Here is a 25,318-nt window from a genome sequence, read left to right on the forward strand (position 1 = left end):
GTCGAGCGGCATCCCGTTGAGCGTCCACGACACGCCGCGCTCGAGGGGCTTCGAACGGCGTGTCGTGGACGCTCGACGGGTGTGCCCGGCCGAGTGACCGGGGTCAGGCGGCGGCGGAGGCGAGGAAGCGATCAGCCGTGCGCAGCGACAGGGCCATGATCGTCAGCGCGGGGTTGGCGGCGATCGCCGAGGGGAAGACCGAGTTGTCGCAGATCCACAGGTTCGGGATCTCGTGCGACCGGCCGTCGCCATCGACAACGCCATCGGACGGGTCGTCAGACATGCGGCACGTGCCGATCGTGTGCGCGGTGCGGGCGAGGACCATCGTCTCGCGTGCTCCGGCGGCCTCCATCACGCGCAGCATGAACGCGGTCGCGTGCTTGTCGATCGCCTTTTCGTTGTCACCGGCGGTGAACGTGACCCGTGCGCGCGGGATGCCGAACTCGTCGAGCTCGTCGACCAGCTCGAGGCGGTTGTCGTCGGAGGGCAGGCAGTCGGCGTTGATGCCGATGCCGGCCATGAACCGCGCCTGATCGAGACGCTGCATGAGCTCGGGACCCCAGAGGCCGCCGCCGCGCACGAGGGTGGTCGAGAACGTCAACGGCATGACCCCGAGACTCTGCACGAGGTAGCCACCGGCGAAGTCGGCGTCGGCCGGGCGCATCATGTCTTCGCTGATGAGCGACGAGGGGTATCCGCGGTGCCCGCGCACCGGCTCGTCGAACCGGCCCCACACCTGCGTCGCGCCGTGCGCGAGGAAGTTGCGGCCCACCTGGCCGTTGTCGTTGGCGAGGCCGGTGTGCAGCAGCAGTCGCGGCGTCTCGACACCGCCGCCGGCGAGCACCAGGGCGCGGCACCGCTGACGACGATCGACGCCGCCCTTGCGGTAGACGACGGCCTCGACGTGGCCGCGGGCGTCGAGCTCGATACCGTGCACCATCGACTCGCTGCGGATCTCGGCACCGGATGCCACGGCCGCGGGCAGGTACGTGTTGGCGGTGGACGCCTTGGCATCCACCCGGCACCCCTGGTGGCACTCGCCGCAGTTGACGCACGCCCCGCGCTCGCCGTGGTGATCCTGCAGCCGGGCGCGGGTGAGCACCGCGGCCGGGGCGTCGGCCCACCGCACGCCGAGGGCGTCGCAGCCCTTGGCCACGAGGTTGGCGGGAGCGTTGCGCTTGGCCGGTGCGTAGGCGTACGTGCGGCTCGGGTCCCACGGATAGGGGGTGGGCCCCGAGACGCCGATGTCGCCCTCGACGCGCTCGACGTACGACAGCAGTTCATCGGGGTCGATGGGCCAGTCGCGGCCGACGCCCGATTCGGTCTTCAGGACCAGGTCGCGTCGGTCGGGACGAGGGGTGAACGCGCCCCAGTGCAGCATCGAGCCGCCCACGCCGCGCCCACTGTTGTTGGGGCCGAACGCGGTCGGGTCGTCTCCGCCGCTGAGGCGCTCCGACATCCAGTTGATCTCGACGGCCTCGGTCTCATCGGGCGTGAGGTCGTCGAGCGAGAAGTGCCGCCCGGCCTCGAGCGCGACGACGGTGAGTCCCTTGCGGGCGAGCTCGGCGGTCAGGGGGGCTCCGCCGGCTCCGGTTCCGATCACCACCACGTCGACGGTCTCGTCGTCGGTGAAGGTGCGCATCGCTTCGAGGTTCATGCCGCGTCTCCCGTCGCGATCGTGCCGCCGACGTTCGCCGGCTCCCAGACTTCGCGGCGTCCGAGACGCAGCTCGACGTACCCCCGCATGGGGCGGCCGCCGGTGGCGAACCCGTCGTAGCCGACGCGCGCCATGCTCGCGGGGTGGGCGAGCCACTGGCGCACGAGGTCGTTGCGCGCGTCTTCGAGCCACGCCTTCAGCTGGTCGGCGTCGAGGGGGCCGTCGAGGTCGGAGTCGCCCTCGATGGCCGCCTTGAGGCGGTCGCTGCGCTCCGACGGATCGGTGGGCCAGGCGGCGGCCAACGTGTCGAGCCCGCGACGGTACGCCTCGGGGTCGCCGGGCAGATCGGCATTGCGCCACCCGTCGCCCTCACCGCGGGCCAACTGGGCGTCGACGCGGGCGGCGATGTCGATGACCGGTCCCTCCTGCGGAACGACGAGGTCGGCGATCTCGCGCAGGAGCGTCAACTGCGCCATGTCGAGCACCTCGGGCGCGTATCCGCGGTCGTCCGGCAGCGCGCGCCGGGCGAGGGTGCCGCGCACGCGCGCATCGACGCGCTCGCTGCGGATGAGCTCGACCCACTCGTCGGGGACGACCGGACCGACCCCTGCTTCTTCGGTGACGAAGCGCGAGATGGCTGCGGCCGCGTCGACGTGCCGCTCGAGGGGGATCATGTGCCCGGTGTCCTCGAGCGTCACGAAGTGCGCCCGGGGGTACACGGATGCCAGCAGCTCGGGCTGCGCGGAGGCCCCGAGGTCAGCGTCGTCGGTCCCGGCGATCACGAGGGCGGGCACGTCCAGCGTGCCGACCGCGGCGGTCGCGTCCACGCGGCTGCCGGTCTCGAGCCAGGCGCGCCACGCCGTGGGTGAGGTGCGACGCAGGTCGGCGAGGGCGAGCGACTGCGCCCCGGCGTCGAGCGGCTCGGCGGTGTTCTGGTCGATGAAGGTCTCGGCATCCGCCTCGGAGATCGCGCCGTCGTCGACCCACGAGAGCATGAGTTCCCGGCGTTCCTCATCCATGGGCTCGGGACGCGGCGGCGACGGGGCCATGAGCACCATGCCGCGCAGCCCGAAGAGCGCCGCCTCGCCGCGCAGCACGCGGGACGCCACGAGCGCGGCGATCTTGCCGCCCATGCTGTGTCCGCCGAGCATCCACGGCCCGCGCGAGTGGGCGGCGAGACGCTGGATGACGTGGTCGACGGTCTCGTCGACGGTGGCGTCGGGCGCGCTCGCGGCGGAGCCGAAGCCGGGGAGATCGATGCCGACGACGTGCACGACCCCCGCGAGCTCGTCGGCCAGGCGGTCGAACGAGCCGGCGCTCGCGCCCAGCGCGTGGAGCATGTACAGGGTGAGGGGCGCTCCGCCGGGGGCGGGAGCGGTGTCGGTGGGCATGCACTAACGCTCCCGCACCCGTACACGCGACATGGGTCGGTTGCGGATCGAGACGTTTTGCGCAAGCGCGTGGGCCGCGCCGTCGAGGGTCGGGTGCGGGAGGGTCGTGAGGCGATGGCGCCGGGTCTGGGCGCGCGCACGGACGCCCCGGCCGCGCGAAGCGGGCCGGGGCGTCGGAGCGGGTCTCAGGGCGTGACCATGCCGCCGTTGACGTTGAGCGTCTCGCCCGAGACGTAGCTCGACTCGGCCGAGGCGAGGAACACGAACGCGGGCGCGATCTCGGCGGGCTGGCCGGCCCGCTGGTAGGTGCTCTCGTCGTCGAAGTGCTCCATCTGGTCGTCGGAGACGCCCTGGCTCACCTGCAGAGCCGACCACGTGGGCCCGGGGGCGACGACGTTGACCCGGATGCCGCGTGACGCGAGCTGCTGCGCGAGGCCCTTCGAGAGGTTGTTGATGGCGGCCTTGGTGGCGGCGTAGTCGAGACGGTCGGGGGCGGGCACGTAGGCCTCGAGGGAGGCTGTGTTGATGATGGACCCGCCTTCGGGCAGGTGCGCGAGCGCCGCCTTGGTGATCCAGAAGGGCGCGAAGACGTTCGTGCGGAAGGTCTGCTCGAACTGGTCGTCGGAGAGGTCCTCGACCTTCTCGACCATCACCTGCTTGCCCGCGTTGTTCACGATGATGTCGAGGCCGCCCAGGGACTCGGCGGCGCGGTCGACCAGCTCGCGGCACGCGGCCGGGTCGGTGATGTCGGTGGCGATCGAGACGCCGGTGCGGCCGGCATCCCGAACCTGCTCGAGCACGTGATCGGCGTCGCGCTGCTCGTCGGGCAGGTGCACGATGGCCACATCGGCCCCCTCGCGGGCGAAGGCGATGGCCACGGCTCCGCCGATGCCGGAATCGCCGCCGGTGATGAGCGCCTTGCGCCCGACCAGACGGCCGAGACCGCGGTAGGTCTTCTCGCCGAGATCGGGGACCGGGGTCATGTCGGCCTGGACGCCGGGCTCGGGCTGGTGCTGGATGGGCGGTTCGACGCGGGCGTAGCGGGTGACGGGGTTGTCGAAGGTCAGCTGATCGCGATCGTTGGTCATGCCCCGACGTTAGGCAGCACCCGCCGCGCGGCCACCGCCCTTGACGGGCGCGACGGTCGAGCTATCGGAGCGCTGCACCGCGCAGGCGGGTGGGGCGGATGCCGGAGTGCTCATCGAGCAGATCGCTGACCTTCTGCGCGGACTCGCGCCACGAGAAGCGCCGGGCGTTGAGTTCACCGGCGGCGATCAGCCGCGCCCGGATGCCCTCGTCGTCGGCGACACGGGACATGGCCGCCGCGATGTCGTCGACGTCGAGCGGATCGACGTACAGTGCGGAGTCGCCGAGCACCTCGGGGAGGGAGGCGGCGCGCGCCGCGATGACGGGGCAGCCGCACATCTGCGCCTCGATCGGCGGGATGCCGAAGCCCTCGTAGAGCGAGGGGAAGACGAAGGCGAGGGCTCCGCGGTACAGGCCGGCGAGTTCGGCGTCGTCGACCCGGCCGAGGAAGTGCACCCGCGCATCGGCGGTGTCGAACTGCTGCCGGGCGAAGCTGTTCGTCTGGCTTCCCACGACGCGGAGTTCGACCTCGGGGTGCGTCCGGGCGAAGACCGCGAACGCCTCGAGCATGCGGGAGACGTTCTTGTGCCGGTTGGGGGAGGAGACGGCCAGCAGGTACGGGCGGTTCGAAGGGGTCGCCGGCGGCGTAGGTGCCAGCGCGAGGATGTTCTGCGCGCTGTTCGAGACGACGGCGAAGTGATCGGCGGGCACGCCGAACCGCCGCGAGATCTCTCCGCGGGAGAACTCGCTCACAGTGATCATGCGTTCGCTGTGCGCGACGACGCGGGGGATCACGATCGAATAGAGGGCCCGGAAGCGGCGGCTGAAGCTGTCGGGGTGACGGATCCACGTGATGTCGTGCAACGTGGAGATCTGCGGGCGGTGCCACATGGGGCCCGTGCTCGTGAGGTTCACCAGCATCTCGCCGCGACGCCGCGCGAAGCGCGGGAGGTCGATCTGCTCCCACGCGTGACCCGTGAAGCGCCCGACGGTCTGAATGCGCGAGCGGTCGAGCCCCGCGTCGTCGAGGTCGCCCGGGGGGACCGCGAGAGTGAGGTCGTCGCGGATGCCGAGGAGCTCGCGCGTGATCTCGGTGGCGAAGCGTTGGATCCCCGTGGTCCCCTGGGTCAGGAACCGGGCGTTCACGATGGTCATCTCGAGGCCTTCCCGACGAGTGGTCGAGCCGGCGGGAGGCCCCTCAGCGGCGTCGGATGAAGCCCCCGAACACGCGAAGGTCGCGTCGGCACATCGCCAGCAGCAGTGCGATCACGACGATGACCCAGACGCCACCGACGCCGACCAGGCGGGGGAGCGAGGGGAGGGAGGTGAAAACGAGCGTCGAGGTGGCGAGGCCTGCCCCCAGGGCGACGGCGAAGACGACGATCGGCCGGATCGCCGCGCGCAGGAGGGCCGCCGACGAGACGCCGGTGCGGGGGAGGAAGAACACCGCCGCGACGCCCCACAGCAGGAACTGCCCGAGCGCGATGGCGCCGGCCACCGCGGCCGGGCCGACCGGGGCGACGACCACCGCGAGCGCGATCGTCGCCACGCGTCCGCTGATCTCCGAGAACAGCAGCAGCCCGGATCGCCCCGTCGACACGAAGGCCCAGTACTGCGGGTAGCCGAGGATCTGGAACAGCGCCCCGGCCGCAAGGATCGGCACGAACGGCGCGGCTCCGGTCCACGCCGACCCCAGGACCACATCGAGCGCGGGATACGCGGTGGCCACGAAGAGGCTGAGGTAGGCGAGGGTCGGGTAGCAGAGCAGCGTCTGGTGGCGCACGAGTCGGCGTTGCAGGTCGGCGGTGTCCTCGGCATCCGCGAGTCCGGGGATGACCACCCGCGTGAGGGGTGTGATGAGCTGATCGATCGGGAGGTTCACCAGCTGGGTCGCCCGGTTGAACAAACCGATCACCTGGTCACTGGCCACCCGCGCGACCGACACCGTGCCCACATTCGTCGCGGCGTAGTTCAGCACGTGAACCAGGAAGGTGTTGCCGCCGAAGCTCAACAGGGGGCCCATCGCGGCTCCCCGCCGCGGCAGCCCCGGACGCCACGGCGTGAGGATCACCGACAGCACGAGGGTGACACCCGCCGCGATCGTGCCCTGCAGGGCGAGGGCGAGATACCCGCCGCCGAGGAGGGCGAGCACGACGGCTCCGACCAGCCCCGAAAGGTCGCCGCAGAGCTCACTGGCTGCGAGGCGCCCGTAGCGTCCCGATCGGTTCAGTTCCACGCGCAGTTGCGCGCTCGCCGAGCGTAGGGCGAACGCCGGCGCCAGCAGGCACATGACCGCGACCAGGCGCGGATCGTCGAAGGCGGCCGCGAACGGCTGGGCCACCGCGAGCACCACCCCCGTCGCCGCGAGACCGATCCCCGCGTTCATCCAGAACAGGTTGGTGCGCTGCGCGTCGGACAGCGTCGGAGCGCGCAGCGCCGCCATGCTCAAGCCGAAGTCGCCGAGCACCGCGGCGAGCCCCGCGACCGAGGCCGCGAGGGCGACGATGCCGAAGTCGGCCGGGCCGACCAGCCGGGCCAAGACGACGATGCCGAGGATCTGGGCGACGTACCGACCCCACTGGGCGCCGAGGAGCAGCAGCGCCGCCCCTCGGCGAGGAGCGGTGACATCGGTGGGGATCACGGGGAGCTCCTCGAGTTGTACTGTGTCGGCCGTGAGCACGCTAACCAGCCCCGCGACCCTCGGTCGCGCCCCCGGCAGGCCCGAGAAGGGGTGGGTGAACTCGCGGGCGCTGCGCTGGACGGCGGTCATCGTCGTCTGGGCGTATTCGGTCGTGCCGGCCGTCGTCGAGACGGCGCTCATCGACCGCCAGCACTACAAAGAGGGCAAGACCGCCTCGAACCCGCTGGTGGTGGCGCTCGACGACGCGCTGAGCATCGCCGTGCCGATCCTCGCGGTGGGACTGCTGCTGCTCATGCTGCTGTTCTCTAAGGTCACGGGCGAGAGCCTGTTGCTGGTCGTCGCGCCGGGTCTGGTGCTCGCGGCGAACGAGCTCGTGCACGGGCGGGAGCCCACGCTCGGCCTGCTCATCACCTCCGCCGTGGGCACCTTGCTGGTGATCGCGCGGGTGAAACCGAGGGATCTCGGTTTCCTGGGATACCTGGGCGCCCTGGTGGCGGCGGCGTCGATCGCCCTGTCGTACCTCGACCCCTCGAAGGTGTTCATCTCGGGCGGCTCCGAGACCTTCGAGAAGTCGCTCACCGGAACGTCGCTGCTCTCGGGCATCTTCTCGAACGCGAACGTGTTCGGCATGTTCCTCGCGCTCGCTCTGCCGTTCGCCTTCACCGCACGTCGGTGGTGGGTGCGGTGGCCGGTGATCGGGGTGATCGCGTGGGCCCTGGTGCTCACCTCGTCGCGCACCGCGCTCGCCGGGGCCGTGGTCGTGCTCGCCGTCATCGCGCTGTCGCGCGTGCTGCCGCAGCCCGCCTTCCGCGTCGCCGCCGTGGTGGGACTCATCGCGGCGTGCATCACCTGCGTGCGCGTGCCCTTCACCGAGACCGACCCCGAGGCCTACACGTTCCGCGGGGCCATCTGGATGTTCAACCGCGACGAGCTGGGCGGCCATTGGCTCTTCGGCCTCGGCGCCCACTGGTACGCCGACAACTACGCGATGCTATCGAACGCGCTCTCGAGCGCCGCGAGCCACGGCCACAACCTGGTGCTGACGACGCTCGTGATGGGCGGCGCCGTCACCTTGGCCGCCTGGGCCGCCGTGATCGTCACGGCGTTCGTCTCGAGCCTGCGCGACACCGATCGACGTCAGCAGGCGGCGGGCGTCGCGTTCGTGCTCGGTCTGATCGTGATCGGCGTCACCGAGACGCCGTTCGGGATGCTCGGGTGGGGGCCGCTGTCGTCGTCGACGGTGCTGCCGCTGTTCGTGCTGGCCGCCCGGCACTGGATCGAGCGAGACGACCGCGCGCAGCTCGCCCAGGTGATCGCGTCGACGCCGAGCGAGATGATGTCGCGTTCGGCCCTGCGCGCGATGCGCCGCTGACGGGGGCTCGTTCGGCGCTCAGCGGCGCGACGAGCGTGCGAGCCACTCCCGCGCGCCGCGGGTCAGGCGGCTCCGCCTCGCGGCCGCGGCCGTGGTGACGGGGCGCCCGGCGCGTCGTTCGGAGGCGAGCGCGACGTCGTCGTCGGGCCAGATCAGGCGCAGCCCCACGCGCAGGCGCAACAGCGGCGGCAAGGTCTGCAGGGCCGTCCAGTAGGCGCGGAGGCGGTCGGGGCGACCGCGCCACTCCCAGTCGTTCGGCCGGGTTCCGTCGGTCGGCGGAGGTGCGGTCCCCGTCGCCGCGGCGATCTCGGTGCGCAGTACCTCGACCGCGCCGAGCGCGACGGCGCTGTCGAGGGTGGTCGGCGCGGCGGCGAGCATCGTGGTCGCGAGCGCGGACGCGCGATCCGAGCGGGGGCCGGCACCGATCTCGGGCCGCACGGCGTGGACGGCGGCGAGCACGGCGTGGGCGGCGACGTCGGGCACCCGCACCTCCACCCCGGCGTAGCGGACGGCGGAGGTGCGGGCGATGAGGGCGGCGAACGCGTCGCGGTCGTCTCTCGTCAGGCCGGGGAGGCGGCGGTGCACGTCGATCTCGCAGCCCCAGCGGGCGGGGGTCATCGTGGCGGTGTGATGCACGGGTGTTCCGCGCCACGGGTCGGGTTCACGCGTCCATCCCCAGGGCTCCAGCGCCGCGGCGAGATCGTCCCAGCGGTCGGGGTCGCACCACACGTCGACGTCGCCCGAGTGCTCCCGTTCGCGCAGCCCCTGACTCTTCAGCGCCGGGCCCTTGATGAACACGCACCGGATGCCGTGCGTCTCGGCGACACGCGCGGTGACGGCGTAGACGAGTTCGTGGGTCGGCGACGACAGCGCGGGGCGGGGGAGGTGGGTGACCGCCCACGGGTGGCGGGGGTCGGGGTCGACGATGTGCAGGTCTCTCATGCGCGCGATGAGCTCGCGTTCGTCGGCGGAGAGGTCGGCGTGGCGCACGGAGCCCTGCGCGACGAGGTGCCGCCAGAGTGCCGCCCCGTCGCCGACCAGGCAGAAGGCGTCGCCGGGGACGACCGGGGCGAGGAGCACTTCGGGGCCACCGGGCGCCGTGTCGTCGGAGCGTACGTCGAGCGCCCCGAGGGCCACGGGCGTCCAGACCCCGGAGGGGGGAGGGGAATCGCCCATTGTGCGTGCTCCTGCGTCGGTGGTGGGAGCCCCCCAGTCTGCGGGGGTACGCGGCGCGGTGCGGCACGCGAGGGCGACGCCCGGGGCGAGGCCCGGTCTACTTCACCCCGCAGGTCACCCTTCGAAGGGGGCGCGGATCAGCGCACGCCCCCGCGATCGACCAGGCGCGTGGGAATCAGATGCGTGTGCGAGCCGGTAGCCGGGTCGGCGCCCCGCGCGAGGAGGGTCTCGGTCGCGCGAGCGCCGAGATCGGCGACGTCGTAATCGACGAGGCGGATGCGGCGGGGCAACAGCCGCGACAGTTCGAAGTCGTCGAACCCGGCGATGGCGACGTCGGCACCGCGCGGCAGGATCGTCTCGAGCGCGCCGATGGTGAGGCGGTTGTTGGTGCAGAACACCGCGGTGGGCGGGTCGGCGGAGTCGAGCAGGCGCTCCATCGCGTCACGCGCGTCGGCGGGGGTGTGCAGCCCCTCGACGACGAGGGCGGGATCGAGCGCGCGCCCCGCTGCGGCGAAGGCGTCGCGCACGCCCTCACGGCGCTCGGCCATCGTGTAGATGGAGGGCGCGTCGAGCAGCACGGCGATGCGGCGGTGACCCGCCTCGAGCAGTTCGGCGACGGCGTCGCGCGCCCCGCCTCGGTTGTCGAGCAGGATCGCGTCGGCGGGGATGCCGCTGCCGGGGCGGTCGAGGAAGACCACCGGCGTGCCGAGCTCGACCTCACGGGCGAGATAGGAGTGGTCGGCCGCGGTGGGGACCACGATGAGGCCGCCCACCTGGCGTTGGCACATGTCGAGGGCAAGGGTGCGCTCGAGGTCGGCGTCTTCTTCGCTCGACGCCATCACCACGTGCATGCGCTCGCGGGTGGCGACCTGGGAGACCGCCGCGGCGACGGCCATGTAGAAGGTGTTCGACAGGTCGGCGGCGATGAAGCCGATCGTGTCGCGGTTGCCGGAGCGCAGGCTCGCGGCGAGGGAGTTGCGGTGGTATCCGAGTCGCGCGACCGACGCGCGCACGCGTTCGATCATGGCCGGGTCGACACCCGACTCCCCGTTCACGACCCGCGAGACCGTCTTCAGGCTGACGCCGGCGTCGGCGGCGACGTCGATCATCGTGGGCCGGCCGGTCTTGCGCATGCGTCTCCTCGGACTGCCGTGAAGCGACGGCATCCTCCGAGCATAGGGAGTGAGGCCGTCTTCGACCGGTGACGTGGGGCCCGGTGGCGCGTCCGGGCCCTCACGTCGCGCGATCAGGCCTCGGGGGCGACCAGCGCGCCCGTCTCGTGCGAGGCGATCGCGGCGGCGAACAGGCGGTGCGTGAGCGCGGCCTCTTCGGGGCGCACGCAGCCGAAGCCGTCGCCCAGTTCGCCCAGGTACTCGGCCAGGAAGGCCGCCCACATCTGCAGGATGGCGTCGGAGAAGCCCGACTCGAAGTTGGGGCCGGTCACCGTGGGCCAGACGGACTGGCTCCCGGCATCCACGCTCTGCCAGCTCTGCTCGCGGCCCACGCCGGGCACGTCGACGAAGGCGAACACCTCGACCTTCTTCGGGTTCTTGGTGCTGAAGCGCACCCCGCCCGACATGCCGATCGCCTCGAACTCCCACGTGTTCTTCTGACCCGGCGCGATGCGCTTGGTCTCGGTGGTGAGGGGGAAGGGGGCGCCCTCGTGGCGCGACCACGAGTGGATCACGGCGTTGTCCCAGGTGTCGCAGGGCTGCGGCGATCCGTCGGGGCCGGGGCGCTCGGTGACGATGTCCTGCAGGATGCCGACGACCTTCTCGGGCGCCCATCCCAGGCGCAGCGGCACGTGCCACGTGTGCATGCCGAGGTCGTTGAGAACGCCCGCGTCACCGCAGAACTGCTTCTGCCGCTTCCAGTTGAGGGGCTTGTTCACGTCGATGTCGCTGGAGTGCAGGAAGGTGCACTTCGCCTCGACGATGCGGCCGAGGCCACCTGCGCGCACGTAGTCGACGGCCCACTGGGCGCCGGGGAAGAACGGCATCTCGCTCGAGACGCGTACGAACGACTGCGGGTTCTCCTCGATCGCGGCCACGACCGCGTCGGCGGCGGCGCGGTCGATGCCGAACGGCTTCTCGGCCAGCAGCGCCTTGCCCGCGCGCACGGTGTCGACGTAGAGACGCTCGTGCAGGTCGTGGCGCACCGCGATGTAGACGACGTCGACGCGGGGGTCGGCCAGCAGCTCGTGGTGGTCGGTCGTGGTCAGCTGCACCGTGTCGATGCGCTCGAAGAACTCCAGCGCCGCCGGGTTGATGTCGCAGACGGCGACCAGCTCGGGCTCGGCGGGGTGGTCGATGAGGGCGGGCCAGCGTCGCAGCGCCGCCGCGATCTCGCGGCCCATGAGGCCACCGCCGATGATGCCGACGCCGATCTTCTTGCCGGTCATGCGCGGTCTCCGTCCGCGGGGGCGCCGATGAGGGCGAGGGCGTCGTCGACCGAGGCGTCGTCGTGCACGACGGCCATGAGGGCGGCGGTGATGCCGGCGGGGTCGTGGTGCTGGATGACGTTGCGTCCGTAGACGATGCCGCGCGCGCCCTGCTCGAGGACGGCCTGGGTGCGCTCGAGCAGCGTGCGGTCGTCGACGCGCCCGCCGCCCCGGACCAGCAGCGGAGTGTCGCCCGCGGCCTGGATGACCCGGTGGTACTCGGTGATGTCGTCGGTGGGGTCGGCCTTGATGAGGTCGGCGCCGAGCTCGCGCGCCTGGCGCACGAGGGTGATGACCTTGGCGGTGTCGCCGTCGACCCCGTACCCGCCCGAGCCGGGCTTGGTCTGCATGACGAGCGGCTCGATCATGAGCGGCATCCCGTACTTCTCGGAGTCGGTGCGCAGCGCCAGGATCGAGCGGATGCACTGCTCGCGCACCTGCGGTTCGCCGGGGAGGTCGAGGAGGTTGACGCACACGGCCACCGCGTCGAGACGCACGGCGACCTCGATGGCATCCGGAACGTGGATGCTGTGCAGCGGCATCTCGAGCGGGTCGCCGTAGACGTTGGCGATGTCGGTGCGCAGCACGAGCCCGGGCTTCTGCTTGCCGGGGAACGCCTGTAGGAGCGGGGCCTGGCCGAGGGTGAGCTGCACGGCGTCGGGGCCGGCGTCGACGAGCGTCGCGACGGTCTTCGCCATGTCTTCGATGCCGGTGAGGAAGTTGTACTCGTGGAACGCGCCGTGGTCGACGGCGACGTCGAACGCGCGACCGGATCGGGCGTTGAAGAGGCGATTGAGGCGGGGTTTCGACATGGGGTGTGGGTCTCCGAAGCGTCGTGTCGGGGCGCGGCTCTGCGCTCGACGGTCAGTATGAGGTTTGCAAGACAACGTTGTCAAACATTGATAGCGTGAGCGTCGCAACGGCGAGGAAGGCGGGGCTCATGGGTGAGCTGTACGGACGATCGATCGGCGAAGCGCTCGGGCGCGCGGGCTCTACGGCGCAGATCGCGGCGGTGGAGGCCTCGGTGCGCAGCGACGGACCGGATGCCGGAACCCGGCGTCTGCGCGTGATCGCGGGTGACCTCGACATCGAGCTGCTGCCCGACCGCGGGCTCGACCTCGGGCAGGTGCGCCACCGCGGTATGCCGCTGGCCTGGATGTCGCCGACCGGGTGGCCGCGGCCGGGGACGGCGGGCTTCGGGGCGGCGTTCGGCGGGGGACTCGTGACCACGTGCGGTCTGCTGTCGTTCGGCCCGCCGTCGGCCGACGCCGAGGGGGAGCATCCGCAGCACGGGCGGTACAGCGGCCTGTCGGCATCCGTAACCCGGGCGGAGGTGCAGGCGGATGCCGTGGTGATCGAGGCGACCGTGACCGAGGCCACCGTGCTCGGTGCGCACCTGGAGCTGCGGCGGCGCCTGCGCGTGCCGCTGGGCGAGGGAAGGATCGAACTGCGCGACGAGATCGTGAACCGTGGGTCGCGCGCGGTGGAGCCGATGGTGCTCTACCACGTGAACCTCGGCTGGCCGCTGGTCGATGCGGGCACCGTGCTGCGCTCTCCCGCGGAGCGCGTGGTGCCCCGCGATGCGGCCGCCGAGGCGGGCATCGAGGGCTGGGCGGAGTTCCCGGCACCCGTCGCGGACTACCCCGAACAGGTGTTCCGCCACGAGTTGCCGAGCGATCGTCGCGTGAGTGCCGAGGTGGTCGCGGCGTCGGGGCTCGGCATCCGGATCTCCTTCGACACGGCGGTGCTGCCGGCGATGTTCCAGTGGCGAGTGGCGCAGGACGACGGTCTCGTCCTGGGCGTCGAGCCGGCGACGGCGGCGACGATCCACGGCCGCGGCGCGGCGCGCGAGGCGGGGCTGCTGCGGGCTCTCGCCCCCGGCGCGTCGTGGGAGCTCGGTCTCGACATCGATGTCATCCGTGACCGATCCGAGACTTGACAACGTTGTCCGAGGAGCCCCAGGATGACTCCATTGGAGCCCGCCCGAGGGATCCGCCCCGAAATGACAACGATGTCGAGGATGCGATGACGCACGATGAACTGGTGGCCGCCGCAGCGGTCGCCGAGGCCGCGCCGGCCCGTCCGCGCGCCCGCCTCATCGACGTCGCGATCGCCGCAGGGGTGAGCCCGAAGACGGTCTCCCGCGTCATCAACGCCGAGACCGGGGTCCTCCCCGTCACCCGCGACAAAGTCATGCGGACCGTGCGCGACCTCGGCTTCGTGCCCGATCGCAGCGCCCGCGAGCTCAAGCGCCAGGCGGCCGACACCATCGGCATCCTCATTGACGCGATCAGCGACCCGTTCTTCGCCGCCTTCGTCAGCGTGGTCGAAGAGCTCGCGGTCGCCGAGGGGCTCAGCGTCATCTTCGCCAGCACCGGCTACGACGCGGCCCGCGAGCACACGCAGCTCGAACGCCTGACCGGCCACCGCCTGGCCGGCCTCGTCGTCGCCCCCGTCGCGGTGGGGGCGGCCACCCTCGCGGGGCTGCGCACCCGCTTCCCCGTCGTCACCGTCGACCGCTCGCGCTCGGGCATCGACGCGGTCGTCATCGACGACTTCGGCGCCGCTGCCGAGGCGACCGCGGCACTCCTCTCGCACGGACACCGCCGCGTGGCCTTCATGGGCGAAGACGTGCCGTACCCCACGGTCAGCGACCGTCTCGCCGGCTACCGCTCGGCCCTCGAGGCCGCGGGCGTGCCGTTCGACCCCTCGCTCGTCGTCACGCACGAGCGCTTCCAGGCGGGCGAGGCGGCCGAGGCCTCACGGCTGCTCGAACGTGCCGATCCGCCCACCGCCCTGCTGTGCGCCACCAGCCTCGCTGCGATCGGCACGGTGCAGGCGATCCGCGCCCGCGGCCTGCGGATGCCGGCGCTCGTCTCGTTCGGCGACTTCACCCTCGCCGAGGTGCTCGAACCCGGGATCACCTACGTCGACCACGACCCGCGTCTCATGGGCGCCGCGGCCTTCCGTCGCCTGCGCGAACTCGCGGTGCACCCCGACGCGGAGCCCACCCGAACCGTCGTCCCCACCCGTCTGGTCCCGCGTGGATCGGGTGAGGTCGCCCCCTCCTTCCCCCTCGACCCGATCGGAGCGACGCGATGAAGCCCGTCCTGCTGCCCCCCAATCCCGTGCAGCACTTCTACCGCGGGGGCGACCGCATCGCCGCCCTCCGCGGCATCGTGCCCGAGACCGACCGTCAGCCCGAGGAGTGGCTCGGCTCCACCGTCTCGCGCTTCGGCTCCGACGAGATCGGCCTGGCCGTCACCGACGGCGGAGAGTTCCTGCGCGACCTCGTGACCGCCGATCGCGCCGCCTGGGCGGGAGCGCGCAGCGGACGGGATGCCGCAGACCTCGGCATCCTGGTCAAACTCCTCGACGCCCGGCAGCGCCTCCCCGTGCACGTTCACCCCGACCGCGGATTCGCCTCGTCGCACCTGGACTGCCCCTACGGCAAGACCGAGGCCTGGTACGTGCTCGAGACCGAGGACGACTGCGCCGTGTACGTCGGATGGAACGAGAGCGTCGACCGCGACGAGCTCGACCGCCGCCGCGACGCCCAGGACAGCGAGTGGATGCTCGCCCACATGAACCGCGTCGTCGTGCGCCCCGGCATGGGGGTGCTCGTGCCCGCCGGCACCGTGCACGCCATCGACGGGGGCATCTTCGTCGCCGAGGTGCAGGAGCCCACCGACTTCTCGATCCTGCTGGAGTGGTCGGTGACGACCTCGACGCGCGAGGAGTCGCACCTCGACCTCGGCTTCGACGCCGTCATGCCCGCCGTCTCGACCGAGAAGCTCGACGCCGAGGCCCTCGACGCCCTGGTCGGCACCTCCGGCACGACGCCGGCGGGACCCGCCTTCCGTTCTCTGCTGCCGGATGCCGCCGACCCCTACTTCCGCCTCTTCGACGCCGCGGGCGACACGGTGGCGCACGCGGCGGGCTTCTCGGTCGTGCTGGTGCGCGAGGGCGCGGGCGCCCTGGTGTCGGACGCCGGCCGCGTCGACGTCGAGCGCGGACAGGCCTACGCCGTGCCGCACGCCTTCGGCGCCTGGCGCCTCACGGGCGGGGCCGAGATCCTCGTCGCCGCCCCCGGCGCCGGCTGGCCCGGAACCCTCCGCGGCGGTGACGTGCGATGAGCGAGTACGTCGTCGGCATCGACATGGGCTCGACCAGCACCAAGCTGCTGGTCGCCACCCCCGAGGGGCGCCAGGTGCTCGTCGTCAGCCGCCGCTCGCCGTGGACCAACCTCGACCACGGTCGGGCCGAGATGACCGCGGCCGAGGCGATCGCCGTCGTGCGCGACCTGGCCGCCGAGGCCGACGCGCGCCTCGACGAGGGCTACCGCGTCGCCGCGCTCGGAGTCTCGGGCATGGCCGAGGCGGGGGTGCTGCTGGATGCGGCGGGCACCGCACTCGCGCCGATCATGGCGTGGTTCGACCCGCGCGGGGCGGCGCAGATCATGTCGACCCCCGAGTCCTTCCGCGCCGAGTTCCGCGGCCGCACCGGACTGCCGGTCGGACCGCTGGCATCCATCGCCAAACTGCTGCATCTGCGCGAGGAGGGCATCTCGCTCGCGGGCGCCACGTTCCTGAACGTCCCCGAGTTCGTCGTGCACGCGCTCGGCGGCCCCCGCGTCGCGGAGTACTCGCTCGTCTCGCGCACCGGGCTGATCGACCAGGACGACAGCACCCCCTGGCAGGCGGCGCTCGACGTGCTCGGCGTCGACGAGAGCATCCTCGGCACCCTCGTCAGCGCGGGAGAACCGGTCGGCACCCTCACCGATCCCGACATGCCCGCGGGCTTCCGTGGTGCGGCCCTGACCGTCGCCGGTCACGACCACCTCGTGTCGGCGGTCGCCGCCGGCGCCACGCACACCGGCCAGCTCTACGACTCGATGGGCACCGCCGAGGCGCTCGTGCGCGTGCTCGACGACACCCTGCCCTTCGACGCGCGCGAGCGCCTCGCCCACGCCGGCATCAACTGCGTGCGCCACGTCATCCCCGGCAAGTACGTGCTGCTGGCGGGCACGAAGTCGGGCCTGCTCATGCGGCGCGTGCTGCAGCTGCTCGGCATCACGGATGCCGTGGGGCGCGCCCGCATCGACGACGAGGCGATGGCGCTGCCCGTGCTCGGCACCGTCTCGGATGCCGGTCTCGCCGTATCGGGAGCGCGCAACGACGACGGCGTGCTGAAGATCGTCGCGCAGAGCGACGGGCTGAGCCCCGCCGACCTGTTCGCGGCGAGCCTGCGCCATGGCAACGACATGCTGGCCGAGCTGATGGCGGTGATGGATCGCGAGGTCGCACCTCCCACCTCCACGGTGCTGACCGGCGGCTGGTCGTCGATGGCGTCGGTGGTCCGCTCGCGCTCCGCGCTGCTGCCCGAGGTCACCGTCTCGACGCACGACGAGGGCACGGCCTACGGCGCCGCGCTCTTCGCCGCCTTCGCCGCGCGCTCCGCCGGGGCCACGGCATCCGGATCCTTCGCGGACGTCGCGAACACCTTCCTCTCGTCATCGCTCGACCCGGCGGAGCACCGCCCCGCCGTGCTCGCCTCTCTCACCCCCACCCCTGAAAGGAGCTGACGATGTCGTCAGTCAGCACGACCGTCCCGGTGCTGCAGGCCCGTGGCCTGTCACGTCAGTTCGGATCCGTCCGCGCCCTCCACAACGTCGACTTCGAGGTCTACCCCGGAGAAGTGACGGCCCTGATCGGCGACAACGGCGCCGGCAAGTCGACGCTCGTCAAAGCCCTCTCGGGCAATCTCGCGGTCGACGAGGGCGAGATCCTCTTCGACGGCAAGCCCATCGAGATGTCGAACCCCCAGGTCGCGTCGGGCCTCGGCATCGAGACGGTCTACCAGGACCTCGCGCTGGCGCCGCACCTCGACCCGGTGCAGAACATGTACCTCGGTCGCGAGATCCGCCGCCCCGGTCTCGCCGGCGCGCTGGGCTTCATGAAGACCAAGGAGATGGCCGTCGCCTCGCGGGCCGCGTTCGACGAGCTCGGCGCGACGGTGCGATCGCTGTCGTCGCCGGTGGGCGAGATGTCGGGCGGTCAGCGCCAGGCCATCGCGATCGCCCGCGCCGTGCACTGGGCCGGACGCCTCGTGTTCCTCGACGAGCCGACCGCCGCCCTCGGCGTGCGTCAGACGAAGAACGTGCTCGAGACGATCCGCCGCGTGCGCGACAAGGGCATCGCCGTCGTGCTCATCTCGCACTCCATGCCGCACGTGATGGAGGTCTGCGACCGCATCCAGGTGCTGCGCCTGGGCACCCGCGTCGCCAACGTCGACGCGAAGAACACCTCCATGGAAGAACTCGTCGGGCTCATGACCGGCGCCGTCACGAAGGACGACTCCAAATGAGCACAAAGACCCCTCCCACCGAGACCGTCGCCATCGGCACGTTCGAGGACACCAAGCCCAACTTCTTCCTGGGGCTGCTCAAGGCGCAGGCCTTCCAGATCCTCATCATCCTCATCGTCATCGTGCTGATCTTCAGCGCGCTGGCGCCGGACTCGTTCGCGCAGTGGTCGAACTTCCGCCTCATCATCCAGAACGCCTCGATCCTCGCGGTCCTGGGCGTCGGCATGACCTACATCATCATCACCTCGGGCATCGACCTCTCGGTCGGTTCGGTGCTGGTGTTCTCGGGCGTCGTCTCGGCCCTGACGATGCGCGCCCTCGGCGGCGAAGGCTGGGGAGTGGCGACCGTCGGCATCATCGTGTCGATCCTGAGCGGCGTGTGCTGGGGCCTGCTCAACGGCTTCCTCATCGCCAAGGCGAAGATCCCGCCGCTCATCGTCACGCTGGGCTCGCTCGGCATGGCCCTGGGGCTCGCGCAGATCCTCACCGGCGGCGTCGACATCCGCGACGTGCCCACCGTGCTGACCGTCTCCATCGGCTACGGCAACGTCTTCGGGTCGCTGCCGATCATCAGCGTCATCGCGCTCGTCGTGGTCGTGATCGGCGCGATCGTGCTGCACTTCACCAAGTTCGGCCTCTACACCTACGCCGTCGGTTCCAGCGAGCTCGCCGCCCGCCGTGTCGGCGTCAAGGTCGACCGTCACCTCATCTCGGTCTACACGCTGTCGGGAGCGCTCGCCGGACTCGCCGGCATCCTGGCCCTCTCGCAGTTCTCGACCACCGCGATCGCGGGGCAGTCGCAGACCAACCTGAACGTGATCGCGGCCGTGGTCATCGGCGGTACCTCGCTCTTCGGCGGGGTCGGCACGATCTTCGGAACCGTGGTCGGCCTCTTCATCCCGGCCGTCCTGCAGAACGGCTTCGTCATCACCGGCGTGCAGCCCTTCTGGCAGCAGGTCGCCGTCGGCGCGGTGCTGATCACCGCCGTCTACGTCGACCAGGTGCGCCGCACCGCCGCGACCCGCGGCAACACCCAGAGCCTCTGGCGGAAGTTCGTCAGCGGAGGACGCCGCGGCTGAGGCCCGGCATCCGACACCCACCAAGAGAGAACAGGCAATCACAATGCAGTGGAACAAGAAGGTTCTCGCGTTCGCCACCCTCGGCGCCGCAGCCACCCTCGTGCTCGCCGGATGTTCCGGCGGATCGGCCTCCGGCGGTGCGTCCGGCGGATCCGACGGCGGCTACAAGATCGCGTTCGTGCAGGGTGTCGCCGGAGATGAGTTCTACATCTCCATGCAGTGCGGCATCCAGGCTGAGGCAGAAAAAGAGGGCGCCACCGTCACCACGCAGGGTCCCGAGAAGTTCGACCCGACCCTGCAGAAGCCCATCGTCGACGCCGTCGTCGCCTCCAAGCCCGACGCGCTGCTGATCGCCCCCACCGATGTGTCGGCCATGCAGGCGCCGATCGCGGCGGCCGAGGCCGCCGGCATCAAGGTGGTGCTGGTCGACACGACCCTCGAAGACCCGTCGGGTGCGGTCTCGCAGATCTCGTCCGACAACGAAGGCGGCGGCGCAGCCGCGTTCGAGGCGATCCAGAAGGCCAACCCCAACGGCGGCAAGGTGCTCGTCGTCTCGACCGACCCGGGTGTGTCGACGACCGACGCGCGTGCCCAGGGCTTCGAAGACGCCGTCGCTAAGGACAGCAAGTTCAGCTCCGTGGGCGTGCAGTACTCGCACAACGAGCCCTCCACCGCCGCCGAGATCGTCACCGCGGCTCTGCAGAAGGACCCCGACATCGTGGGTATCTTCGCCGCCAACCTGTTCGCCGCCGAGGGTTCCGCCACGGGTGTGCAGCAGGCCGGCAAGCAGGGTCAGGTCACGATCGTCGGCTTCGACGCGGGCCCCGCCCAGGTCAAGGCCCTCGAAGCCGGCACCGTGCAGGCCCTCGTCGCACAGGAGCCCGCCACCATCGGCCAGGACGGCGTGCAGCAGGCCATCGCCGCCCTCAAGGGCGAGCCCACCGAAGCCAAGATCCAGACCGGCTTCACGATCCTGACGAAGGACAACATCGACACCGACGGCAAGGACGCGGTGTACAAGTCGTCCTGCTGATCGACACCGGATGCCGGGAACTCGCCGTTGCGCGGGGTCCCGGCATCCGCCCCTCCCGCCCGGGGCTTCGACAGGCTCAGCCACCGGGCTCGCGCAACGCAAGGTCCCTGAGCCCGGAGGCTCGCGCAACGCAAGGTCCCTGAGCCTGTCGAAGGGCCGGGACCACCTGCCCCCTCCCGCCCGGGGGCTTCGACAGGCTCAGCCACCGGGCTCGCGCAACGCAAGGTCCCTGAGCCCGGGGGCTCGCGCAACGCAAGGTCCCTGAGCTTGTCGAAGGGACCGGGACCACTCGCCCGCAGCCACCGGGCTCGCGCAACACCCCCCCCTCCCGCCCGGGGGCTTCGACAGGCTCAGCCACCGGGCTCGCGTAACACCCCGCTCCCTCCCGCCCGGGGGCTTCGACAGGCTCAGCCACCGGGCTCGCGCAACATCCCGCCCCGACAAGAGAGACACCGCCGTGCCGCTGGCCGACATGCCCGCCCTGCTCGCCGCGCACCGCGCGGTCGGGGCCTTCAACTTCATCACCCTCGAGGTCGCCGAGGCGATCGTCACCGGGGCCGAGGCCGCCGGCACCGGCGTGATCCTGCAGCTCTCGCAGAACGCCATCGCCTTCCACGGCGGTCTGGCGCCCGCCGCCTCCGCCGCCCTCCGGCTGGCCGACGCGGCACGGGTCGACGTCGTCGTGCACCTCGACCACGCCACCGACGAGCCCCTCGTCGACGAGGCCCTGGCGGTCGGCATCCGTTCGGTCATGTTCGACGCCGCTCACCTGACCGACGCCGAGAACCTCGAGCGCACCGCCGCCATGGCCGAACGCGTGCACGCGGCGGGCGGGTGGCTCGAGGCCGAGCTCGGCGAGATCGGCGGCAAGGGCGCACACGCCCCTGGGGTGCGCACCGACGTCGCCGAGGCCGTGCGCTTCGTGCGCGAGACGCGCGTCGACGCCCTCGCGGTGGCGGTGGGCAGCGAGCACGCGATGCGCAAGCGCAGCGCCACCCTCGACGGGGAACTGATCGCCCGACTCGCCGCCGAACTCCCCGTGCCCCTCGTGCTGCACGGCTCGAGCGGCGTCGCCGACGCCGGCATCGACGCAGCGGTGCGCGCGGGCATGCGCAAGATCAACATCGGCACGCACCTCAATCAGGTGCTCACCGCGGCGGTGCGGGTCGAACTCGAGCGGGATCCGGATGCCATCGATCCGCGCCGCTGGCTGGCTCCCGGTCGCGCGGCGGTCGCCGCCGAGGTCGAACGGCTGCTCGGCGTCGTGACGGGACGCGCCGCATGAGCGGCATCGTCACCCTGACCGCCGCCGGCGCCATCGACGCCACCTATCGGGTCGGGACGCTCCGCCGCGGGGCCTTCGCGCGCGCCGACAGCTATACGCGCGAGGTGAGCGGCAAGGGCGTCAACGTCGCGGCCGCGCTGGCCGCCGGGGGCGCGGACGCCTCCGCCGTGGTGGTGCTGGGCGCCGACGACGTGCGGTTCGCGCGCTGCGGTCTGACCGCGCATTTGCTGCGCATCGTCGAGGTGCCCGGAGCGACGCGCGTGAACACCTCGATCATCGACGCCGAGGGGGCGACGACGAAGGTCAACGCCCCGACTCCGCCGCTGTCGGCGGAGGCCTGGGAGGCCACGGTCTCGCTGACGCTCGACGAGCTCGACCGCTGCGCCGCGTCGTGTCTCGTGCTGTCGGGGAGCCTGCCCGAGCTCGCCGGAACCGGCGCCCTCGTCGATCTCGCCGCCGTGCGCGCGGGGGCCGCCGAGCGCGGAGTGCGCCTCGCCGTCGACACCAGCGGCGCGGCCCTCGCCGCCCTGTTGGCCGACCCCGTCGGCATCGACCTGCTCACCCCGAACGCGGAGGAACTCGCCGCAGCCGTCGGTCGCCCTCTCGCGACCTTCGGCGAGGTCATCGAGGCGGCGCGCGAGATCATCGGCCGCGGCGTCGAGACCGTCGTGGCCAGCTTGGGCGGAGACGGGCTGCTCGCGGTCACGGCCGAGCGCGCGGTCTTCGCCCGCGCCGAGGCCCCGTACGTCGCCAACACCGCGGGGGCCGGCGATGCCGCTCTCGCCGGTTTCCTGCTCGGCCTCACGCGTGCTCCCGCGGCGAACGCGTCCGGAGCCGACCCGCTCGCCGTCGCGGCCGCGTCGGCCGCCGAGTGGGGCGCCCACGCCGTCGCGCACGCGTCGACGCTCGTGGCGGGGTCGCCGCTCGGCATCCGCGCTCTCGTCGAAACCTCGCCGGAACTCGATCGCCCGCTCACCCCGGAGGACGCCGCATGAACCTCGCGCCGGTCCTCGCCGCCGTCGGTGATCCGTCCCGTGTGCGCACGCGCGCCATCGACCGGGTCGCGTACGCCAACGACGCCTCGCACTACCTGCTGACGCCCGAGGCGGTCGTGATCGCCTCGGATGCCGCCGAGGTCGGTGCCGTGATGCGCGCGGCGACGGCGTCGGGCACGCCCGTGACCTTCCGCTCCGGGGGCACGAGCCTGTCGGGGCAGTCGGCCGGGTCGGGCCTGCTGGTCGACGTGCGGCAGGGGTTCGGGCGCATCGACGTGCTCGACGGTGGGCGGCGCGTGCGCTCGCAGCCGGGGGCCACGGTGCGTCAGGTCAACGCGCGGCTTTTGCGGCACGGGCACCGCCTCGGCCCCGATCCCGCGAGCGAGGCCGCGTGCACCATCGGCGGAGTCGTCGCCAACAACTCCAGCGGCATGGCGTGCGGAACGGTCGAGAACTCGTACCGCACCCTCGAATCGGTCGTGCTGGTGCTGGCATCCGGAACCGTCGTCGACACCGCGGACCCCGACGCCGATCGGCTGCTCGCCCAGCGCGAGCCCGCGCTCGTCGACGAGCTCATGCGGCTGCGCGAACGGGTGATGTCGGACCCTGCGAGCGTCGCGCTCATCGAGCGGCAGTTCGCCATGAAGAACACCATGGGCTACGCCCTCAACGCCTTCGTCGACTTCGACACCCCCGCCGCCCTGCTCGCCCACCTGGTCGTTGGCTCGGAGGGGACGCTCGCGTTCGTCGCCGAGGCGACCTTCCGCACCGTGCCGATCCGGCCCGCGATCGCCACGACCCTCGCGGTGTTCCCCACGCTCGACGCCGCCACGCGGTCGCTTCCCGCGCTGGTCGCGACGGGCGCGGCGACGCTCGAGCTGATGGACGCCACCTCGCTCCGCGTCGGCCAGCGTCTGGCCGGGACTCCCGCCGCGATCCACGGCTTCGACGCGACGACCCAGGCGGCATTGCTCGTGGAGTATCACGCCGACGACCTCGAGGCCCTGCGCGCGCTCGCCGAGAGCGGATCGCGCGTGCTGGGGGAGCAGGACCTGCGTACCCCCGCGGTCTTCTCGAGCGACGCCGCCGACCGCGCGGCCGCGTGGAAGTTCCGCAAGGGCCTCTACGCCTCGGTCGCCGGCGCCCGCCCGAGTGGCACCACGGCCCTGCTCGAAGACGTGGTCGTGCCCGTCGAACGCCTCGCCGACACCTGCGGGGGGCTCCAGGAGCTGTTCGCGCGCTACGGCTACGCCGACAGCGTGATCTTCGGTCACGCCAAGGACGGCAACATCCACTTCATGCTCACCGACCGGTTCGAGGGCGCGAAGGCCCTCGGCCGTTTCGAGGGGTTCACCGACGCGATGGTCGACCTCGTGCTCGACGCGGGCGGCAACCTCAAGGCCGAGCACGGCACGGGTCGCGCGATGGCGCCCTACGTGCGGCGGCAGTACGGCGACGAGCTGTACGACGTGATGGTGCGGCTCAAGCGCCTGCTCGACCCCAGCGGCATCCTGAACCCGGGTGTCATCATCGACGACGACCCGACCGCGCACATGCGGAACCTCAAGACGCCGGTGTCGATCGAGCCCGAGGCCGACCGCTGCGTGGAGTGCGGATACTGCGAGCCGGTGTGCCCGAGCCGCTCGCTCACGCTCACCCCGCGCCAGCGCATCGTCGTGCGGCGCGCGTCGACCGCCGCTCGCGAGCGCGGCGACGGAGCGCTCGTCGCGGAGCTCGAGAAGGACTACGACTACGACGGCGTGCAGACCTGCGCGGTCGACGGCATGTGCCAGACGGCGTGCCCCGTGCTCATCAACACCGGGACGCTCATGAAGCGCTTCCGCCGCGAGGACGCGAACCCCGTGCTCGCCGCCGGCTGGTCGGCCGCGGCGACCGGATGGGGTGCCGTGACGCGTGCCGGATCCGCGGCCCTCTCGGTCGCCTCCCTGCTGCCCACGCCGGCGGTGCGGGCGGTGACGGATGCCGCGCGCGCGGTGCTCGGCACCGACACGGTGCCCCGCTACGCGGCCGAGCTGCCCGGTGGCGGAGCGTCGCGGAAGGCCCTGGGCCGGGTGGTCGGCGCCGCGGGGGTCGAGCCGAGCGCGGTGTTCCTGCCCGCGTGCGTCGGGAGCATGTTCGGACCCGCCTCCTCCGGCGGCATCGGCGCGACAGCGGCGTTCGCGCGGCTGCTCGAGCGGGCGGGGGTCTCGGCGATCGTGCCCGAGGGGATCGATGCGCTGTGCTGCGGCACGCCCTGGTCGTCGAAGGGGTACGCGAAGGGGCACGCCACGATGTCGGCTCGCGTCCGCGCGGCGGTGTCCGCGGCGTCGCGCGGGGGAGAGCTCCCCGTCGTCTGCGATGCGTCCAGCTGCACCGAGGGATTCGCGGCGACCCTGCGCGACGAGGGAGTGAAGGTGGTGGATGCCGTGGCCTTCGCAGCATCCGCTCTGCTTCCGCACCTCGAGCCCACGCCGGTGGCCGAGCTGCTGGCTCTGCACCCGACGTGCTCGTCGACGCAGCTGGGCATCGACCCGGCCCTGCGCGCGCTGGGCGAGGCCGTCGCCTCGAAGGTGCGCGTGCCCGACGCGTGGGGCTGCTGCGCCTACGCGGGGGACCGGGGCATGCTGCATCCGGAACTCACCGAGGCGGCGACGGCCCCCGAGGCGGCCGAGGTCGCCGGGCTCGGCGCCGATGCCTTCGCGTCGTGCAACCGCACCTGCGAGCTGGGCATGACGAAGGCGACGGGCGAGACGTACGTGCACGTGCTGGAGCTGCTGGAGCGCGCGACGCGGTAGCA

The 25,318-nt window shown here is 72.0% G+C and carries 20 protein-coding genes; 11 read left to right on the forward strand and 9 right to left on the reverse strand.

The genetic code is table 11. The annotated features are described in order from the left end of the window. Window positions 1-103: 103 nt before the first annotated feature. The 5 genes from ABXS86_RS13190 to ABXS86_RS13210 form a co-directional block, all read right to left on the reverse strand. Complete coding sequence (locus tag ABXS86_RS13190) at window positions 104-1,657, reverse strand: GMC family oxidoreductase (protein ID WP_353664776.1); 1,554 nt, start codon at window positions 1,655-1,657, stop codon at window positions 104-106. Continuing rightward, window positions 1,654-3,048: an alpha/beta fold hydrolase gene (locus ABXS86_RS13195; RefSeq protein ID WP_353664777.1), complete on the reverse strand. Its 1,395-nt coding sequence runs from the start codon at window positions 3,046-3,048 to the stop codon at window positions 1,654-1,656. The genes ABXS86_RS13190 and ABXS86_RS13195 overlap by 4 nt, the downstream gene beginning before the upstream one ends. 185 nt (window positions 3,049-3,233) lie before the next feature. Next, the gene (locus tag ABXS86_RS13200) at window positions 3,234-4,136 is read right to left on the reverse strand and encodes an SDR family oxidoreductase (RefSeq protein ID WP_307213916.1); all 903 of its coding nucleotides are present in this window, start codon (window positions 4,134-4,136) and stop codon (window positions 3,234-3,236) included. A 61-nt stretch (window positions 4,137-4,197) separates the two neighbouring features. Further along, complete coding sequence (locus tag ABXS86_RS13205; protein ID WP_353664778.1) at window positions 4,198-5,289, reverse strand: glycosyltransferase family 4 protein; 1,092 nt, start codon at window positions 5,287-5,289, stop codon at window positions 4,198-4,200. Window positions 5,290-5,332: 43 nt separating this feature from the next. After that, window positions 5,333-6,775, reverse strand: coding sequence for a lipopolysaccharide biosynthesis protein (locus tag ABXS86_RS13210; RefSeq protein WP_353664779.1), 1,443 nt, complete (start codon window positions 6,773-6,775; stop codon window positions 5,333-5,335). Window positions 6,776-6,806: 31 nt separating this feature from the next. On the opposite strand from ABXS86_RS13210, the gene ABXS86_RS13215 reads away from it, so the two are divergent. Beyond that, window positions 6,807-8,147: an O-antigen ligase family protein gene (locus ABXS86_RS13215; protein ID WP_353664780.1), complete on the forward strand. Its 1,341-nt coding sequence runs from the start codon at window positions 6,807-6,809 to the stop codon at window positions 8,145-8,147. A gap of 18 nt (window positions 8,148-8,165) precedes the next feature. On the opposite strand, the gene ABXS86_RS13220 is transcribed toward ABXS86_RS13215, so the two are convergent. From ABXS86_RS13220 to ABXS86_RS13235, 4 genes are all read right to left on the reverse strand, one after another. Continuing rightward, window positions 8,166-9,323, reverse strand: a complete 1,158-nt coding sequence (locus ABXS86_RS13220) for a nucleotidyltransferase family protein (protein WP_307213897.1) — start codon at window positions 9,321-9,323, stop codon at window positions 8,166-8,168. 137 nt (window positions 9,324-9,460) lie between these two features. After that, complete coding sequence (locus tag ABXS86_RS13225; RefSeq protein ID WP_307213895.1) at window positions 9,461-10,456, reverse strand: LacI family DNA-binding transcriptional regulator; 996 nt, start codon at window positions 10,454-10,456, stop codon at window positions 9,461-9,463. Between the two features lie 113 nt (window positions 10,457-10,569). Next, window positions 10,570-11,724 (reverse strand): Gfo/Idh/MocA family protein, encoded by a 1,155-nt coding sequence (locus ABXS86_RS13230; protein ID WP_144832089.1) that lies wholly within the window; start codon window positions 11,722-11,724, stop codon window positions 10,570-10,572. Next, the gene (locus ABXS86_RS13235) at window positions 11,721-12,575 is read right to left on the reverse strand and encodes a class I fructose-bisphosphate aldolase (protein WP_353664781.1); all 855 of its coding nucleotides are present in this window, start codon (window positions 12,573-12,575) and stop codon (window positions 11,721-11,723) included. The genes ABXS86_RS13230 and ABXS86_RS13235 overlap by 4 nt, the downstream gene beginning before the upstream one ends. A gap of 128 nt (window positions 12,576-12,703) precedes the next feature. Between ABXS86_RS13235 and ABXS86_RS13240 the strand changes: the two genes are divergently transcribed. The 10 genes from ABXS86_RS13240 (at window position 12,704) to ABXS86_RS13285 (ending at window position 25,316) form a co-directional block, all read left to right on the forward strand. Next, window positions 12,704-13,702, forward strand: coding sequence for an aldose 1-epimerase family protein (locus ABXS86_RS13240; RefSeq protein WP_353664782.1), 999 nt, complete (start codon window positions 12,704-12,706; stop codon window positions 13,700-13,702). An 86-nt stretch (window positions 13,703-13,788) separates the two neighbouring features. Next, on the forward strand, window positions 13,789-14,865 hold the full coding sequence (locus tag ABXS86_RS13245) for a LacI family DNA-binding transcriptional regulator (RefSeq protein ID WP_353664783.1): 1,077 nt from the start codon (window positions 13,789-13,791) through the stop codon (window positions 14,863-14,865). Then, entirely contained in the window at window positions 14,862-15,899 is a 1,038-nt protein-coding gene (locus ABXS86_RS13250) for a class I mannose-6-phosphate isomerase (protein ID WP_353664784.1), read from the forward strand. Before ABXS86_RS13245 ends, ABXS86_RS13250 begins: the two co-directional genes overlap by 4 nt. Continuing rightward, complete coding sequence (locus ABXS86_RS13255) at window positions 15,896-17,347, forward strand: FGGY-family carbohydrate kinase (protein WP_353664785.1); 1,452 nt, start codon at window positions 15,896-15,898, stop codon at window positions 17,345-17,347. Before ABXS86_RS13250 ends, ABXS86_RS13255 begins: the two co-directional genes overlap by 4 nt. 2 nt (window positions 17,348-17,349) lie before the next feature. Continuing rightward, window positions 17,350-18,129, forward strand: coding sequence for an ATP-binding cassette domain-containing protein (locus ABXS86_RS13260; RefSeq protein WP_251508588.1), 780 nt, complete (start codon window positions 17,350-17,352; stop codon window positions 18,127-18,129). Next, the gene (locus tag ABXS86_RS13265; RefSeq protein WP_144832108.1) at window positions 18,126-19,208 is read left to right on the forward strand and encodes an ABC transporter permease; all 1,083 of its coding nucleotides are present in this window, start codon (window positions 18,126-18,128) and stop codon (window positions 19,206-19,208) included. The genes ABXS86_RS13260 and ABXS86_RS13265 overlap by 4 nt, the downstream gene beginning before the upstream one ends. 43 nt (window positions 19,209-19,251) lie before the next feature. Next, a complete protein-coding gene (locus ABXS86_RS13270; RefSeq protein ID WP_353664786.1) occupies window positions 19,252-20,241 on the forward strand; it encodes an ABC transporter substrate-binding protein in 990 nt (329 codons plus the stop codon). 457 nt (window positions 20,242-20,698) lie between these two features. Next, entirely contained in the window at window positions 20,699-21,526 is an 828-nt protein-coding gene (locus ABXS86_RS13275) for a class II fructose-bisphosphate aldolase (protein WP_353664787.1), read from the forward strand. Continuing rightward, window positions 21,523-22,521: a PfkB family carbohydrate kinase gene (locus tag ABXS86_RS13280; protein WP_353664788.1), complete on the forward strand. Its 999-nt coding sequence runs from the start codon at window positions 21,523-21,525 to the stop codon at window positions 22,519-22,521. The genes ABXS86_RS13275 and ABXS86_RS13280 overlap by 4 nt, the downstream gene beginning before the upstream one ends. Next, complete coding sequence (locus ABXS86_RS13285; RefSeq protein ID WP_353664789.1) at window positions 22,518-25,316, forward strand: FAD-binding and (Fe-S)-binding domain-containing protein; 2,799 nt, start codon at window positions 22,518-22,520, stop codon at window positions 25,314-25,316. The genes ABXS86_RS13280 and ABXS86_RS13285 overlap by 4 nt, the downstream gene beginning before the upstream one ends. Window positions 25,317-25,318 lie beyond the last annotated feature (2 nt).

It is taken from the genome of Microbacterium sp. che218 (assembly GCF_040436305.1).
Lineage (GTDB): Bacteria > Actinomycetota > Actinomycetes > Actinomycetales > Microbacteriaceae > Microbacterium > Microbacterium algihabitans.

Excerpts from the sequence above, each read along its gene's own strand:
- ABXS86_RS13190 (WP_353664776.1), bottom strand. The coding sequence starts at position 1,657 with ATGAACCTCGAAGCGATGCGCACCTTCACCGACGACGAGACCGTCGAC.
- ABXS86_RS13195 (WP_353664777.1), bottom strand. The coding sequence starts at position 3,048 with ATGCCCACCGACACCGCTCCCGCCCCCGGCGGAGCGCCCCTCACCCTG.
- ABXS86_RS13200 (WP_307213916.1), bottom strand. The coding sequence starts at position 4,136 with ATGACCAACGATCGCGATCAGCTGACCTTCGACAACCCCGTCACCCGC.
- ABXS86_RS13205 (WP_353664778.1), bottom strand. The coding sequence starts at position 5,289 with ATGACCATCGTGAACGCCCGGTTCCTGACCCAGGGGACCACGGGGATC.
- ABXS86_RS13220 (WP_307213897.1), bottom strand. The coding sequence starts at position 9,323 with ATGGGCGATTCCCCTCCCCCCTCCGGGGTCTGGACGCCCGTGGCCCTC.
- ABXS86_RS13225 (WP_307213895.1), bottom strand. The coding sequence starts at position 10,456 with ATGCGCAAGACCGGCCGGCCCACGATGATCGACGTCGCCGCCGACGCC.
- ABXS86_RS13230 (WP_144832089.1), bottom strand. The coding sequence starts at position 11,724 with ATGACCGGCAAGAAGATCGGCGTCGGCATCATCGGCGGTGGCCTCATG.
- ABXS86_RS13235 (WP_353664781.1), bottom strand. The coding sequence starts at position 12,575 with ATGTCGAAACCCCGCCTCAATCGCCTCTTCAACGCCCGATCCGGTCGC.
- ABXS86_RS13240 (WP_353664782.1), top strand. The coding sequence starts at position 12,704 with ATGGGTGAGCTGTACGGACGATCGATCGGCGAAGCGCTCGGGCGCGCG.
- ABXS86_RS13245 (WP_353664783.1), top strand. The coding sequence starts at position 13,789 with ATGACGCACGATGAACTGGTGGCCGCCGCAGCGGTCGCCGAGGCCGCG.
- ABXS86_RS13250 (WP_353664784.1), top strand. The coding sequence starts at position 14,862 with ATGAAGCCCGTCCTGCTGCCCCCCAATCCCGTGCAGCACTTCTACCGC.
- ABXS86_RS13255 (WP_353664785.1), top strand. The coding sequence starts at position 15,896 with ATGAGCGAGTACGTCGTCGGCATCGACATGGGCTCGACCAGCACCAAG.
- ABXS86_RS13260 (WP_251508588.1), top strand. The coding sequence starts at position 17,350 with ATGTCGTCAGTCAGCACGACCGTCCCGGTGCTGCAGGCCCGTGGCCTG.
- ABXS86_RS13265 (WP_144832108.1), top strand. The coding sequence starts at position 18,126 with ATGAGCACAAAGACCCCTCCCACCGAGACCGTCGCCATCGGCACGTTC.
- ABXS86_RS13270 (WP_353664786.1), top strand. The coding sequence starts at position 19,252 with ATGCAGTGGAACAAGAAGGTTCTCGCGTTCGCCACCCTCGGCGCCGCA.
- ABXS86_RS13280 (WP_353664788.1), top strand. The coding sequence starts at position 21,523 with ATGAGCGGCATCGTCACCCTGACCGCCGCCGGCGCCATCGACGCCACC.
- ABXS86_RS13285 (WP_353664789.1), top strand. The coding sequence starts at position 22,518 with ATGAACCTCGCGCCGGTCCTCGCCGCCGTCGGTGATCCGTCCCGTGTG.